Origin of the sequence: Arthrobacter sp. YC-RL1, assembly GCF_001454985.1 — a bacterium.
In the GTDB taxonomy this organism is placed as follows: domain Bacteria; phylum Actinomycetota; class Actinomycetes; order Actinomycetales; family Micrococcaceae; genus Glutamicibacter; species Glutamicibacter soli.
In genome coordinates this window covers 2,938,763-2,952,949 of record NZ_CP013297.1, presented here as the reverse complement: position 1 = coordinate 2,952,949, position 14,187 = coordinate 2,938,763, and the positions used below count along the sequence as shown (strand labels likewise).

Below are 14,187 nucleotides of genomic sequence, written 5' to 3'. Positions count from 1 at the left end.
AGGCGGAGGGCTCATGGCTACCAGGGATGAGGTGGCGCGCTTGGCCGGCGTATCTCCCAGTACCGTGTCCTACGTGATCAGCGGCCGGCGCACCATTTCCGAGGCGACCAAGGCCAGGGTCCTGGCGGCCATGCGGGAGCTGAGCTACACCCCGGATGCCTTTGCCCAGGGCCTGGCCGGGTCGCGCCGGGGGATCCTTGCCCTGCACTTTCCTACCAGCGTGGACGGCTATTCTTCCACCGAGTTCGAATACGTCACCGCCGCCATGGAGCGTGCCCGCGCGCTGGGCTACCACATGCTGTTGTGGTCCAATCCGATGACCGATGTCATGGGATTGGAAAGCTTGGTCGGGCAGAAGCTGGTGGCCGGGGTGCTGCTCATGGAAGTGTCGATCAATGACCCGCGCTTCGATGTCTTGCGGCGCGCGGGCATACCTTTCGCTTCCATTGGCCGGCCCGATGACAGCGCTGACCTGTCCTATGTCGATAATGATTTTGCCGAGGCCGGGCGCATGGCGGTGGACTACCTGGCAGGCCTCGGCCACCAATCCATCATGTACATCAACGTCTCCGTGGAAGACCAGGACGCCGGCAACGGCCCGGCCATCCGCACGGCCCGTGCCATCTCAGATGCCGTGCGCGTCCAAGGCATGTCGATGCGGGAGGTGCCGGTGGAAAACAACGCGCGCGGCGGCCGCGCGGCGCTGGACGCCTATCTGGACCTGCACCCGCGCCCTACTGCGGTGCTGGCGCTCAAGGAATTCGCCACCGCTGGATTCGTCAACGCCGCGGGCATGGCATCGTTGCGCATCCCCGAAAACCTCTCGGTGATTGCACTGGGTGTCGGTGATCGATCGGCCGAAATGGTTGCCCCGGCACTGACCACGGTGGCACCGCCGGGGGAGGTCGTTTCCCATGCGGCGGTCGACGCACTGGTGCAGAAAATCGAAGGCAGTTCCCAAGGCGCCGTGCAACAGCTCATCGCGCCGCTGATGACGGTCCGCGACAGCACCGGCCCGGCACCGCGCTGACAGTTCCACGCCAAATTCTCCACGCTGTTCCCGCATAGGTGTTGACGCGCGTCGATGACCTGCGTCACTATTGAGGGGATCATTCGTGCCAGGCCGCTTCACTCGGCAAGGTACTAGTCAACGTGGAGGGCATCATGAAGAAAGCACAACGCAGGCTGAAGCTCGCGCCGGTTATCTCGATGGCAGCCATCGGCATGCTCCTGGCCGGTTGCTCGGGCGGAGCAGACCCCAATGACCCCAACGCCTCCGGCGGCGCGGCCGCCCAGGTGGGCCAAGCCGACGGGGTCGTCGACATCTATGGTCCGGTCACCGGCCTTGAAGCGGAATTGCTGGAAAAGTCGTGGGCCAAGTGGTCCGAGGAGAACGGCATCAAGATCCGCTACACCGGCGACAAGAACTTCGAATCCCAGATCGGGATCAAGGTCCAAGGCGGCGACACCCCGGATTTGGCAGTCTTCCCGCAGCCCGGCCTGCTGCAGGCCACCGTGGCCCAGGGCAAGGTGCAGCAGCTGCCCGAAGCAGTGCAGTCCCAGCTGCAGAACAACTGGTCCGAGGATTGGCAGAACTACGGCAAGGTCGATGGTGTGCAGTACGGCGTGCCGCTGATGGCCAGCGTCAAGGGCTACATCTGGTACTCGCCCAAGCAGTTCGAGCAGTGGGGTGTGAGCGTGCCTCAGACCTGGGATGAGATGACCGCACTGGGCGCCGAAATCTCAAAGAAGACCGATGAGCCGGCCTGGTGCGCCGGATTCGCTTCGGGCGAGGCATCGGGATGGCCGGGCACCGACTGGATTGAAGACGCGGTGCTGCGCCAGTCCGGACCCGAGGCCTATGACAAGTGGGTAGCCGGCGAGCTGGAATTCACCTCGCCAGAAATTGCCAGCGCCTTCGATTCCGTTGGAAAGATCCTGCTTGACCCCGAGCAGGTCAACGCCGGATATGGCGATGTGAAGTCGATCAACGCCACCGCCTTCGGCGATGTCGGTACTGCAGTGGCCAAGGGAACCTGCCCGCTGACCCACCAGGCCTCCTTCCTGGAAGGATATGTACTGGATTCCAAGAACGCCGATGGCGAGAAGGCCACCGTGGCACCTGACGGAGATGTCTGGGCCTTCGTCGCCCCGCCAGTCAAGGCCGATGACCCGGTATCCATCGTCGGCGGCGGCGAATTCGTGGCAGCCTTCTCCAACGATGAAGAGACCGCCAAGGTCCAGGAATACTTGGCCAGCGCGGATTGGGCCAATAGCCGAGTCTCACTCGGCGGCGTGATCTCCGCCAACTCCGGACTTGATCCAGCGAACGCCAGCAGCGACCTGCTGCGCTCCGCCGTTGAACTGCTACAGGATCCGAACACCACCTTCCGCTTCGACGGTTCTGATCTGATGCCCAAGAGCGTCGGCTCCGACTCCTTCTGGAAGGGCCTGGTGGACTGGATCGACGGCAAACCGACCAAGGAAGTGCTTGAAAACATCCAGTCCGGTTATGACTCCTAGTCACCACCTTGCCAGCCGCCAACGGCCGGGAACCCCGGCCGTTGGCGAGATTACAGGAGCCTGAGGCCATGTCCGAATTCTTCCAATGGCTTGCCGGCGTCCCGCCGCTGATCCAGGTGCCGGTGGTGCTGCTTGCCTTCGCGATCCTGATCGGGGCGATCCTCGGCTTTGTCGAGGTAGCGACCAATGGCGGACGAGCATTTACCGTGGTGCGTTTTCTCGCCGCGGTCGTGGTTCCTGTGGCGATCCTGCTGGTACTGGGCCTGTACAACTCGGTGATGTGGGTGGCCGCGCTGGCCGCGGTGCTCGGCGCGGTGCTGTTCTTCGTGGACCGGCGCTCGCGATCCGGAGCCGGCTCGCTGCTGCAGCTGTCCGGCTTCCTGGCTCCGGCCATGCTGCTGCTCGCGATCGGATTGATCTACCCCACGATCCGCACCGCCATCAGCGCCTTCATGGCCAATGACGGGTCGGGCTTCGTGGGCCTGGGCAATTTCCGCTGGGTGTTCACCAGCCCCGATGGCCTGACCGCACTGCTCAACACCCTGATCTGGGTTCTGGTGGCGCCCGTGGTCTCCACCATCATCGGATTGGCCTATGCGGTCTTCATCGACAAGAGCCGCGGCGAGAAGTACTTCAAGCTTCTGGTATTCATGCCCATGGCGATTTCCTTCGTGGGCGCTTCGATTATCTTCAAATTCTTCTACGACGTTCGCCAGGGCGATCAAATCGGCGTGCTCAACGCGATCATCACGGCATTCGGCGCCAAGCCGGTCGACTGGCTCGGGCTTGAACCGTGGAACACGTTGTTCCTGGTGGTCATCCTGATTTGGACACAGGCGGGATTCGCCATGGTCATCCTGTCCGCGGCCATCAAGGGCGTGCCGGCTGAGCAATTGGAAGCAGCGGCCCTGGACGGAGCCAGCCCATGGCAGCGCTTCGCCAATGTCACCCTGCCGGGGATTCGTTCCACGGTTATCGTCGTCTTGACCACCATTTCCATTGCGTCGCTCAAGGTCTTCGACATCGTCTCATCGATGACCGGCGGCCGCTCGGATACGACGGTCCTGGCCTACGAAATGGTGCGCCAGTTCCAGCTCGGGGCACGCACCGGATACAGCTCGGCCCTGGCCGTCATCCTGTTCATCCTGGTACTGCCGATCATCATCTACAACGTCCGACAGCATAAGAAGCAAGGGGTAATGCGATGAGCACCGTGGGTGAATCCTCTCAGCGCCTGATGGCGGCCACCGAGAGAACCAGCGGGAAACTGCGCAAAGCCACCACCTCCCGCGGAGCCACGATTGCGGCGTTCATCATTGCCGCAGTGTGGACCATTCCCACCTTCGGGCTGTTCGTCTCCTCCTTCCGGCAGGCTGACGACATCAAGACCTCGGGCTGGTGGACGGCCCTGTCCAACCCGTCGTTCACGCTGGATAACTACGCGCAGGCCTTTGCCTCCGGCGACAGCCTTCCGCTGTCCAAGGCCTTCCTGAATTCGCTGGTCATCACCATCCCGGCGGCCGTTGTGCCGATCCTGATCGCCAGCTTGGCAGCCTACGCTTTCGCCTGGATCAACTTCAAGGGACGCAATACGCTCTTCGTGCTGGTTTTCGCACTGCAGATCGTCCCAATCCAGATGGCGCTGGTTCCGCTGCTCCAGCTCTTCTCGGACGGCGTGAAAATTGGCGGGCTATACATCCTGCCCGGTTTGGGAGTCAACGGATTGGACGGCGCCTACGCCAAGGTCTGGATCGCCCACACGATCTTCGCCTTGCCGTTGGCGATCTTCATGTTGCACAACTTCATTTCGGAGATCCCGGATGAGGTCATAGAGGCCGCGCGCGTTGACGGTGCCGGGCACGGGAAGATCTTCTCGAAAATCGTCCTGCCCTTGACAATGCCGGCCATTGCTTCCTTCGGAATTTTCCAGTTCCTCTGGGTATGGAATGACCTGCTGGTGGCAACGGTCTTCACTTCGGGTGGAGAATTGCCGATTACGAAGGCGCTCCAGGACCTCTCGGGTACGTACGGGCAATCCTGGGAACTGCTCACCGCAGGTGCTTTCATCTCGATGATCATTCCGCTGGCCGTTTTTTTCGCGCTGCAGCGGTTCTTCGTGCGCGGATTGTTGGCTGGCGCCACCAAGGGTTGAGACAACGTGGATTGCATCAGCGCACTTGGCCCTCGGCTCCCCGATGCATTTGGCATTTGCCCGGGGAGCTAGGCATTGGTCAATTAGCCGGATGCTGGCAAGCTGCGTCTGGAATCCCAGAGCGCAGCAGGATCTGACAATGGATGCGCTTTCCGAATAACGCGTAGCTTCTGATTGACGACGCAATCGGAACTGTTCTGGGAAACTGCGTGATTCCAGTGCCGACTCGCCTCACCACATTGCCCGATTCTTGCTAGCGTCTGGCACTCGGTGCGGATCACGCCGCGGAAGCCGCGAGGCGTTTGTCCGGAAAGTACTACGGGACTGGTGGCCTTGCATTGACCCGATCGAAAACCAGCTAGCTCGGTAACGGTGAACTTCGCATTCTGATTTGTCAGTGGGCATGGGTCTGCCCGGAACCGCAGGGATCAGAAGGCAAAACCCATGAAGTCTCCTGCGGCTGCAATGGCCAGGTTTCCCCGGGCGATTTCGCGAATGAACATACGTGAAGATTCGAGGACCGGTGGGATCCTTCGCGGCAGTCCCGAGTTTTGTGCAGCTTCGCCAATGCCCGGGCTTTGACCCTAGCTAGGGCCTCGTCGCGGGTCGGGGCTCCAAAGATGGCCATGGGACCGGCTTCGATTCCAAGCCGTTCACCCCGGTCGGAGTGCCGGGGTCTCTGCCAAGTCATCTCGTCTACCCGGTTTGTTCCCTCATCGGTTTGTTTTCACGGTGCTCGTTCCAACTTTGGGGGACAAATCAGACCGGTGCTCTTTTTGATCCAAGCTTTAAAAGGCCCCGCGACCAGATTTTTGTTCTGCTCAAGGGGCTTTGCTCAGGTCCGGGGTATGAGGACTTATTCATCTGTGAGATCCAGTGAGATGACCGCCATGAAGCCGCGGCCGCTGATGCGCGGCGAATCCTCTTCGCCGCCGATCACGGTGTCGCGAAGCTCCAGCGCCGACTCGGAGTTCTCGCGCAGGACGCTGGCCTTGCCCTGCAGCAGCACCCCGAACTGGGAGCCGAACAGGTGCTGTTCACGTTTCTTCGACAGCTCCACGATGCGCACGTTGCCGCGTACCTTGCCGTTGCGGGTGATGAGGTTCAGCGCCAGGATCTCCCCGGTGGGCAGCGCCGCGGAGGTGGCCGCCGCGCCGGGGAACTTGAAGGGACGGTAGATCTCCAGCGCCTGCGAGGCGTCGTCGACGGTGAGTTCAAGCAGCTCCCCGGCGATGACCGTGAGGGTGCGTTCGCAACCGTCGTAGGGCGTGAAGTCCCCGGCTTTCTCGATGGATGCGACCGAAATCCGCCAGTCCCAACCGCCTTCCGGAGCAGTGGCCAGTGATCCGTCATCGGCCAGGATGCCCTTGGCGATTTCACGGATCTGCCCCTGGGCTGCTCCCCACGGTTTCTTGGGGCTTGAAGAAAGCTGGATCTGAGTTCCGGTGGACAGCGAGGCATTGCTTTGGCTCATGGTTCGAGCCTAATCGTCCGGACTCGTGAATGCGGGCCCTGACACTTATTGAGCTAGCTACAATTTGCCGTGCACGGGAGCAACACCGTGCGCTGCCGCCGCTGGAACCAACTGGAACAACCAATGGGACGCCGAGCCGCTCGCCGGTGGGCCCCAATGCCAGGGGAGGCGCGGAGCCCCTTCTATGCGCATAGGATCAGCGCATGGGGAAAAACAACCATCCGCAGGTGCCGGCCGCAAAAAATGTTCTCTCGGTGCTGCGTTATATCGCGGCACAGGCGGGCCCTGTCGGCGCGGGCACGATCATCAGGGATGTCGGATTGCCCCGGTCGACGACCTACCACCTGCTGGCCGCATTAATCGATGACGGATTTGTAGTCCACCTGCCCGAGGAACGCAAATACGCGCTGGGTGTGACCGCCCATGAACTGGGTACGGGGTATTCCAGGCAAGCACCATTGCAACGGATCGCGCGGTTCCCGATGCAGCGGCTTGTTGAACGGACCAAGCGCACGGCGCACCTGGCCATCATGCACGGCCGCGACGTCATCTACGTCATTGAGGAGCGTGCCAAAAGACAAGCTGAACTTGTCACCAACCCCGGGGTGAGGCTGCCGGCCCATCTCACCGCCAGCGGGCGAGCCATGCTGGCGACATTTTCCGCGGATCAGCTGGCGGCCCTGTACCCGGGCCCGGAAGCCTTTCCCACGAGATACGAGACCGGAGTTCATTCCGTCGAAGCGCTCAAAGAACTTCTGGCCCAAATTCGCGAGGTGGGTTACTCCTGGGAACAGGACGAAGTGACCGAAGGGTTCTCGTCCATCGCCGTCCCCGTAAAGGACCACGCGGGGCACGCAGTTGCCAGCGTGACTCTGACCATCGCCAACAGGGCGAAAGCCGGCAAAGCGGTTTCGGCCCGCAGCGCATCGCCCGGGCTCGCGGCAGAGAGAACGGTGCACTTGGAAGACCTGGTGTCCCAGTGGCTTCCCGAGGTGACCAGAACAGCAACCGAAATTTCCCGCCGCCTACGTCCGGCCGGTTAAGACGAACTTGTCAGCGGTGACGCCCCGCGCAAGGACCGCCCCGTCCGGCAAATCAGAAGATTCCTGCCCACATCGCATCAAAGTCTCGTATCCCAGACTGATTAGTGTGCCTCAGGGCACATTTCCGCTCGTATGAATGCTTGGATGGAAATCAAGCAACGGGCCGCAGAACACCAACCTGCGTCTTCATTATTACGAACGAAGGAATTTCGATGAGCTTCACCCAGCACGACCCGTCACGGGTCATCCGCGCACCTCGCGGCACCACCCTCACCGCCAAGTCCTGGGCCACCGAAGCCCCGCTGCGCATGCTGATGAACAACCTCGACCCGGAGGTCGCCGAGCGTCCCGAAGACCTGGTGGTCTACGGCGGCACCGGCCGCGCCGCCCGCTCCTGGGAAGCCTACGACGCCATTATCAAGACCCTGACCGATCTTGAAGAGGATGAGACCCTGCTGGTCCAGTCCGGCAAGCCGGTCGGCGTGTTCAAGACCAACAAGTGGGCGCCGCGCGTGCTGATCGCCAACTCGAACCTGGTGGGCGACTGGGCCACCTGGCCCGAGTTCCGCAAGCTCGAGGCCGAGGGCCTGATGATGTACGGCCAGATGACCGCCGGTTCCTGGATCTACATCGGCACCCAGGGCATCCTGCAAGGCACCTACGAGACCTTCGCCGCCATCGGTGTCAAGCGATTCAACGGCACCCTGGCCGGCACCTTGACCCTGACCGGCGGCTGCGGCGGCATGGGCGGCGCCCAGCCGCTGGCCGTCACCCTCAACGGCGGCGCCTGCCTGATCGTTGACGTCTCCGAGGACCGCCTGCGCCGCCGCATGGGCAAGCGCTACCTGGACGACGTGGAGCTGGACCTGGACGCGGCCGTCGCCAAGGTCACCGCAGCCAAGAACGAAGGCCGCGCACTGTCCGTGGGCTACGTCGGCAACGCCGCCGAGGTCTTCCCTGAACTGCTGCGCCGCCAGAAGGCCGGCGAGATCTCCATCGACATCGTCACCGACCAGACCTCGGCCCACGACCCGCTGTCCTACCTTCCGGTGGAATACACCGTGGAGCAGTGGGACGCCGAGGCGAAGGCCGACGAAATCGGCTTCACCAAGAAGGCCCAGGCCGCCATGGCCGCCCAAGTCGAAGCCATGGTCGGCTTCCAGGACGTCGGCGCCGAGGTCTTCGACTACGGCAACTCGATCCGCGACGAGGCACGCAAGGGCGGCTACATGCGGGCCTTCGAATTCCCGGGCTTCGTTCCGGCTTACATCCGCCCGCTGTTCTGCGAGGGCCTTGGCCCGTTCCGCTGGGTGGCCCTGTCCGGCGATCCGGAGGATATCCGCGTCACCGACGAGGCGCTCAAGGAGCTCTTCCCCCAGAACGAGCACCTGCGCCGCTGGCTCGATGCGGCCGCCGAGCACGTTGAATTCGAGGGTCTTCCCGCCCGCATCTGCTGGCTGGGCTACGGCGAGCGCCACAAGGCCGGCCTGCTGTTCAACAAGCTGGTCGCCGAGGGCAAAATCTCCGCACCGATCGTGATCGGCCGCGACCATCTGGATTCCGGTTCGGTAGCCTCCCCGTACCGCGAAACCGAAGCCATGAAGGACGGCTCAGACGCGATTGCCGACTGGCCGCTGCTCAACGCCATGACCGCGGTGTCCTCCGGCGCCAGCTGGGTTTCGCTGCACCACGGCGGCGGAGTCGGCATTGGCCGCTCCATCCACGCCGGCCAGGTCTCGGTGGCCGATGGCACCGAGCTGGCAGCGGCCAAGCTCGAAGCGCTGCTGACCAACGACCCGGGCATGGGTGTCATCCGGCACGTGGATGCAGGCTACGAGCGCGCGGTCGAGGTTGCCAACGAGCGCGGCGTGCGCATCCCGATGGCGGAGTAGCGACATGTCGAACGACGGCGCCATTGGACGGCTTGTAGAACGCGAACGCAAGGACGGGGGCCCGCGCGGAGTCTGGCGATTCTTCGTCTACTCCCTGATCGGGATCTTCATGTTCTTCATCCCCGTGAATATCGGGGGCAAGGAGACCATTCCGCTGGACCACCTGGTGGGCTGGATTACCGGCCTGCTGGGTCCGGCCGTGAAGTACCTGATCCTGGGAGTGATCCTCGCAGGGACCATCTATCCCTTCGCGACCGGACGGTGGAAGGAATCACGGCTCAAGACGCTGTTCGCGTTCCTGAACGTGCTGGGACTGGCCACGGGCATCGCGTTGGTGTTCAACGTGGGCCCGGCCTGGCTCTTCGACCCGGACATGGGACCCTTCCTGTTCAACAAGCTGGTGATCCCGGTAGGGATGATCGTTCCAATCGGCGCCGTCTTCCTGGCCCTGCTGGTGGGCTACGGCCTGATGGAGTTCGTTGGGGTGCTGGTACAACCGGTCATGCGCCCCGTCTGGCGGACCCCGGGCCGCTCGGCCATCGATGCGGTGGCCTCCTTCGTAGGCAGCTATTCGCTGGGCCTGCTGATCACCGACCGCATGTACCAGGCCGGCCGGTACACCGGGCGCGAGGCGGCCATCATCGCCACGGGCTTCTCCACCGTCTCGGTGACATTCATGGTGATCGTGGCCAAGACCCTGGACATCATGCACCTGTGGCTGCCGTACTTCTTCCTGGCCTTCGGAGTCACCTTCCTGGTGACCGCGATTGCCGTGCGCATCCCGCCGCTCAGCCGCATCCCGGATGAGTACTTCCCGGTATCCACGCCGCAGCCGGAAGCCAAGGTCACCAGCCGGCGCTTCGCCACGGCGTGGAAGGAAGCGATGGGCATGCTGGGCAACGCCCCGAAACTCGGGGCGAACATCCGCGAGAATTTCAAGGACGGGATCCTGATGGCCATGGCCATCCTTCCCTCCATCCTCTCCGTGGGCCTGATCGGCCTGGTGCTGGCCCGCTTCACCCCGCTGTTCGACTGGCTGGGCTACCTGTTCCTGCCGATCACCTGGGCGCTGGGCCTGCCCGACCCGCTGCTGGCGGCCAAGGCCTCCTCGGTGGGCATCGCGGAGATGTTCCTTCCGGCGACCATCGTCGCCGGGCATGAGTCCGACGCGCTGCGTCTGGTCATTGCGGTAGTCTGCGTGTCGGCGATCATTTTCTTCTCCGCCCTGGTGCCCTGCATCCTCGCAACCCGCATTCCCATCAAGGTATGGCATCTGCTGGTCATCTGGGCGCAGCGTGTCGCCCTGACCCTGCTGATCACCACCCCGCTCGCCTACCTGATAGTGGGCAGATAGGACCATGACAATGCCTACACACGGCGTAAATTCCCTGCTAGCCGCGATCAGCGGCGAGGGCCGCGACGCCAAGCGCGGCGGCTACTCGCGCCCGGTCTACTCGGACGCCGAGATCACGCTGCGCGAGTGGTTCATTGCCGAAGCCTCCGTGCGCGGGCTGGAGGTGTCCACGGATGCCAACGGCATCATCTGGGCCTGGTGGGATCTTCCGGGGTCCGCCGGGGACGACGCCTCGCGCAAGGGTTCGCTGGTCACCGGCTCCCACCTGGACTCCGTGCCCGGCGGCGGGGCCTTCGACGGCCCGCTGGGCGTGGCCAGCGCGCTGGCCGCCTATGACGTGCTGGCCGACCGGGAAGCCTCCGGCGAACTGGTGCGAAACCGTGCCCTGGCGCTGGCCGTCTTCCCGGAGGAGGAAGGCTCGCGCTTCGGGGTGGCCTGCCTGGGCTCCCGGCTGCTCAGCGGCGCCATCGACCCGGTGAAGGCGCTGAACCTGCGCGACGCGGAGGGCAACACCTTCGCTGACATCGCCGCCGACAACGGGCTGGACCCGGCGCGCATGGGCCGCGACGAGAAGGCCCTGGCCCGGATCGGCGACTTCATCGAGCTGCATGTGGAGCAGGGCCGCGGGCTGAACACCGAGGAATACACCGACGCCGCCGGCCGCGGGCCGGCCGTCGCGGTGGGCAGCTCCATCCTTGGCCACGGCCGCTGGCGGCTGAACTTCAGCGGCCAGGGCAACCACGCCGGCACCACCTTGATGATCGACCGCGCCGATCCGATGGTGGCCGCCGCCCAGCTGGTGCTCAAGGTCCGCGAGATCGCCACGGCGCAGCCCGACGCCCGCGCCACCGTGGGCCGGCTGGAGCCGGTGCCCGGCGGCACCAACGTGATCGCCTCCCGCGTGGACATCTGGCTGGACGTGCGCCACCCGGAGGACGCGGTCACCGCCCTGCTGGTGGAGAAGATCCACGGCCAGGCGCAGAAGATCGCCGCCTTCGAGGGCTGCTCCGTGGTGCTGACCGAGGAATCGCTCTCCGGCACCGTGCACTTCGACGCCGCGCTGAGCGCCTCGCTGGAACGCTCCGTGCACCGCCTGGTTCCCGACGCCCCGGCGTTGCCCACCGGCGCCGGCCACGACGCCGGCGTGCTGGCCGCCTACCTGCCCACCGGCATGCTGTACGTGCGCAACCCTTCGGGCATCAGCCACTCGCCGGAAGAATACGTGGAAGACGCCGATGCCGAGGCCGGCGTGCTGGCCCTGGCCGACGCTCTGGAGGACCTGCTGTGAGCGGAAAAACCACTACCGTTCCGGCGCCGGTCAACGCGCACTCGCACGCCTTCCACCGGATCCTGCGCGGCCGCACCCACCAGGGGGAAAACGGCGGAGCCGGGAACTTCTGGACCTGGCGCGAACAGATGTACGCCGCCGCCGCCGGGCTCACCCCGGCCGGCTACGAGCAGCTGGCCACCGCGGTCTTCGCGGAAATGGTCGTCAACGGCTACAGCGCGGTGGGGGAGTTCCACTACCTGCACCACGACGCGACCGGTGCGCCCTACGCCGGGACAGATGAGCACGGCATGGAGCTCGCGCTGGGCCGCGCGGCGAAGGCCGCGGGCATCCGCCTGGTCCTGCTGGACACCTGCTACCTGCAGGGCGGGCTGGACGCCCTGGGCAACGCCATCGAGCTGAACGAAACCCAGCGGCGCTTCACCGACGGGGACACCGCCGGCTGGCTGGCCCGCCACGCGCGGCTGCGCGAGGCCCTGGCCGAGCTGGACGCAGGGGAAGGGCTGCTGAGCCTGGGAGCCGCCATCCACTCGGTGCGCGCGGTGCCGCCGGCCCAGCTGGAGGCCATCGCCGCCGGGCTGGACCCTGCCTTGCCGCTGCATGTGCACCTGTCCGAGCAGCCGGCCGAGAACGCGTCCTGCCAGGCGGCCTTCGGACTGAGCCCGACCGGGCTGCTTGAACGCCACGGCCTGCTGGCCCCGCGGCTCTCGGCAGTGCACGCCACCCACCTGAGCGATGCGGACATCGCCGCGCTGGGCGCCGCCGGTGCGGGCATCGTCATGTGCCCCACCACCGAGGCGGACCTGGGCGACGGGATCGGCCCGGCCCGCGAACTGGCGGACGCCGGTGCCGTGATTTCGCTGGGCAGCGACCAGCACGCGGTGCTGGACCCCTACCTGGAGCAGCGCGCCCTTGAATACGGCGAGCGGCTGCGCAGCGGGCAACGCGGGCGCTTCTCCCCGGCGGAAATCTCCGCCGCCGCCCGCGAGGGCGGTCTGCGCTCGCTGGGCCTGGCGGAGAACGAGGACTACCTCGTGGTGCGCACCGACACCATGCGCACCTCCGGGTCGCGCACCGCCCAGCTGCCGCTGAGCGCCACCGCCGCAGATGTCGCGCAGGTCCATGTCAATGGCAAGCTGGTAGCCAGCAATGGCCTGCACACCACGCTGGGAGACCCGGCGGATTTGTACGCAGCATTCTTCACCGAGTACCCGGAGTTTTCATGAGCACCACACTGATCACCAACATCTCCGAGGCATTCATCTCGGACGCGGCGCACACCCTGGTCGAGAACGCCGCCATCCTCATCGATGGCCAGGACATCGCCTGGATCGGCGAAGCCGGGCAGGCCCCGGAGGCCGACACCGTCATCGACGCCGGCCAGCGCGCAGCGCTGCCGGGCTGGGTGGATTCGCACAGCCACCTGGTGTTCGCCGGGGACCGCAGCCGCGAGTTCGTGGCCCGCATGGCGGGGCAGGACTACGCCGCCGGCGGCATCGCGGTGACTACCAAGGCAACCCGCGCCACCACTGATTACGACCTGACCCGACTGGTCATGGGACGGGCCGCCGAAGCCCTGGCCGGAGGCACCACCTACCTGGAAACCAAAACCGGCTACGGGCTGAACGTCGAGGAGGAAGCGCGCCATGCGCGTATCGCCTCCGCGGTGGTCGACCAGGTGACATTCCTCGGAGCCCACCTGGTTCCCGCGGACATGGATGCCCAGGAATACACGGACCTGGTCTGCGGAGAGATGCTGGAACGTGTGCTGCCCTTTGTGCAGTTCGCTGACGTGTTCTGCGAACGCGGCGCGTTCAACGAGGCCCAGTCGCGCCAGGTGCTCGCCGCCGCGAAGGACGCCGGGCTCGGCCTGCGCGTGCACGGCAACCAGCTGGGCCCGGGCCCCGGTACCAAGCTGGCAGTGGAATTCGGCGCGGCCAGCGTCGACCACGTGAACTTCCTGGACGAACAGGACGTCGCGGCGCTCGCCGGATCCTGGGCGGACTGGGATGCCCAGTCCCGTACCGGCACCGCGGGAACCGTGGCCACCTGCCTGCCAGCCTGCGACCTGTCCACGCGGATGCCCTTCGCCCCGGGCCGTGAGTTGATCGACGCCGGGGTGCAGATCGCCCTGGCGTCGAACTGCAACCCGGGAACCTCCTACACCTCATCCATGGCCTTCTGCGTCAGCACCGCAGTGCTGCAGATGCACCTGAGCATCGAGGAAGCCATCGTGGCAGCCACCTACGGCGGCGCGCTGGCGCTGGGCGTGCAGGACCGGGTGGGAAGCCTGGAGGTGGGCAAGCGGGCTGACATCCAGCTGCTGAACGCCCCGTCCGTGGCGCACCTGGCCTACCGCCCCGGCATGAACCTCTCCGGTCCAGTCTTCCGCGCCGGCGAGCTTGCCTCGGGCAGGTTCTAGCGCGCCAGCTAGTGATGCCGGGCACCTTCGTGGTAAACA

At 65.1% G+C, this 14,187-nt stretch carries 11 protein-coding genes; 10 read left to right on the top strand and 1 reads right to left on the bottom strand.

Annotated features, from left to right (window positions below; genetic code table 11):
• Window positions 1–13: 13 nt before the first annotated feature.
• The 4 genes from ATC04_RS13685 (at window position 14) to ATC04_RS13670 (ending at window position 4,675) form a co-directional block, all read left to right on the top strand.
• Complete coding sequence (locus ATC04_RS13685) at window positions 14–1,030, top strand: LacI family DNA-binding transcriptional regulator (RefSeq protein ID WP_047118545.1); 1,017 nt, start codon at window positions 14–16, stop codon at window positions 1,028–1,030.
• A gap of 134 nt (window positions 1,031–1,164) precedes the next feature.
• Window positions 1,165–2,523, top strand: a complete 1,359-nt coding sequence (locus ATC04_RS13680) for an extracellular solute-binding protein (RefSeq protein WP_047118546.1) — start codon at window positions 1,165–1,167, stop codon at window positions 2,521–2,523.
• 68 nt (window positions 2,524–2,591) lie between these two features.
• Window positions 2,592–3,731, top strand: coding sequence for a sugar ABC transporter permease (locus ATC04_RS13675; protein ID WP_047118547.1), 1,140 nt, complete (start codon window positions 2,592–2,594; stop codon window positions 3,729–3,731).
• Window positions 3,728–4,675 carry a carbohydrate ABC transporter permease gene (locus tag ATC04_RS13670; protein ID WP_047118548.1) on the top strand — a complete coding sequence of 316 codons (948 nt, stop codon included), beginning with the start codon at window positions 3,728–3,730 and terminating at the stop codon, window positions 4,673–4,675. Before ATC04_RS13675 ends, ATC04_RS13670 begins: the two co-directional genes overlap by 4 nt.
• A gap of 856 nt (window positions 4,676–5,531) precedes the next feature.
• On the opposite strand, the gene ATC04_RS13665 is transcribed toward ATC04_RS13670, so the two are convergent.
• Window positions 5,532–6,149, bottom strand: coding sequence for a HutD family protein (locus ATC04_RS13665; RefSeq protein WP_082123826.1), 618 nt, complete (start codon window positions 6,147–6,149; stop codon window positions 5,532–5,534).
• A gap of 203 nt (window positions 6,150–6,352) precedes the next feature.
• Here ATC04_RS13665 and ATC04_RS13660 point away from each other — a divergent pair, with 203 nt between their 5' ends.
• The 6 genes from ATC04_RS13660 (at window position 6,353) to hutI (ending at window position 14,148) form a co-directional block, all read left to right on the top strand.
• The gene (locus tag ATC04_RS13660) at window positions 6,353–7,192 is read left to right on the top strand and encodes an IclR family transcriptional regulator (protein ID WP_047118549.1); all 840 of its coding nucleotides are present in this window, start codon (window positions 6,353–6,355) and stop codon (window positions 7,190–7,192) included.
• A 212-nt stretch (window positions 7,193–7,404) separates the two neighbouring features.
• A complete protein-coding gene (gene hutU / locus ATC04_RS13655) occupies window positions 7,405–9,084 on the top strand; it encodes a urocanate hydratase (protein ID WP_047118550.1) in 1,680 nt (559 codons plus the stop codon).
• 4 nt (window positions 9,085–9,088) lie between these two features.
• The gene (locus tag ATC04_RS13650; protein ID WP_082123827.1) at window positions 9,089–10,438 is read left to right on the top strand and encodes a YjiH family protein; all 1,350 of its coding nucleotides are present in this window, start codon (window positions 9,089–9,091) and stop codon (window positions 10,436–10,438) included.
• A gap of 10 nt (window positions 10,439–10,448) precedes the next feature.
• Window positions 10,449–11,726: an allantoate amidohydrolase gene (locus ATC04_RS13645; protein WP_082123828.1), complete on the top strand. Its 1,278-nt coding sequence runs from the start codon at window positions 10,449–10,451 to the stop codon at window positions 11,724–11,726.
• On the top strand, window positions 11,723–12,952 hold the full coding sequence (locus ATC04_RS13640; protein ID WP_047118552.1) for a formimidoylglutamate deiminase: 1,230 nt from the start codon (window positions 11,723–11,725) through the stop codon (window positions 12,950–12,952). Before ATC04_RS13645 ends, ATC04_RS13640 begins: the two co-directional genes overlap by 4 nt.
• Window positions 12,949–14,148 (top strand): imidazolonepropionase, encoded by a 1,200-nt coding sequence (hutI, locus tag ATC04_RS13635; protein ID WP_047118553.1) that lies wholly within the window; start codon window positions 12,949–12,951, stop codon window positions 14,146–14,148. The genes ATC04_RS13640 and hutI overlap by 4 nt, the downstream gene beginning before the upstream one ends.
• The last annotated feature ends 39 nt before the right edge of the window (window positions 14,149–14,187 follow it).

What these genes read in the sequence shown, in the direction of transcription:
- hutU (WP_047118550.1), top strand. Translation starts at nt 7,405, where the DNA reads ATGAGCTTCACCCAGCACGACCCGTCACGGGTCATCCGCGCACCTCGC.
- ATC04_RS13650 (WP_082123827.1), top strand. Translation starts at nt 9,089, where the DNA reads ATGTCGAACGACGGCGCCATTGGACGGCTTGTAGAACGCGAACGCAAG.
- hutI (WP_047118553.1), top strand. Translation starts at nt 12,949, where the DNA reads ATGAGCACCACACTGATCACCAACATCTCCGAGGCATTCATCTCGGAC.
- ATC04_RS13665 (WP_082123826.1), bottom strand. Translation starts at nt 6,149, where the DNA reads ATGAGCCAAAGCAATGCCTCGCTGTCCACCGGAACTCAGATCCAGCTT.
- ATC04_RS13660 (WP_047118549.1), top strand. Translation starts at nt 6,353, where the DNA reads ATGGGGAAAAACAACCATCCGCAGGTGCCGGCCGCAAAAAATGTTCTC.
- ATC04_RS13670 (WP_047118548.1), top strand. Translation starts at nt 3,728, where the DNA reads ATGAGCACCGTGGGTGAATCCTCTCAGCGCCTGATGGCGGCCACCGAG.
- ATC04_RS13675 (WP_047118547.1), top strand. Translation starts at nt 2,592, where the DNA reads ATGTCCGAATTCTTCCAATGGCTTGCCGGCGTCCCGCCGCTGATCCAG.
- ATC04_RS13645 (WP_082123828.1), top strand. Translation starts at nt 10,449, where the DNA reads ATGCCTACACACGGCGTAAATTCCCTGCTAGCCGCGATCAGCGGCGAG.
- ATC04_RS13680 (WP_047118546.1), top strand. Translation starts at nt 1,165, where the DNA reads ATGAAGAAAGCACAACGCAGGCTGAAGCTCGCGCCGGTTATCTCGATG.
- ATC04_RS13685 (WP_047118545.1), top strand. Translation starts at nt 14, where the DNA reads ATGGCTACCAGGGATGAGGTGGCGCGCTTGGCCGGCGTATCTCCCAGT.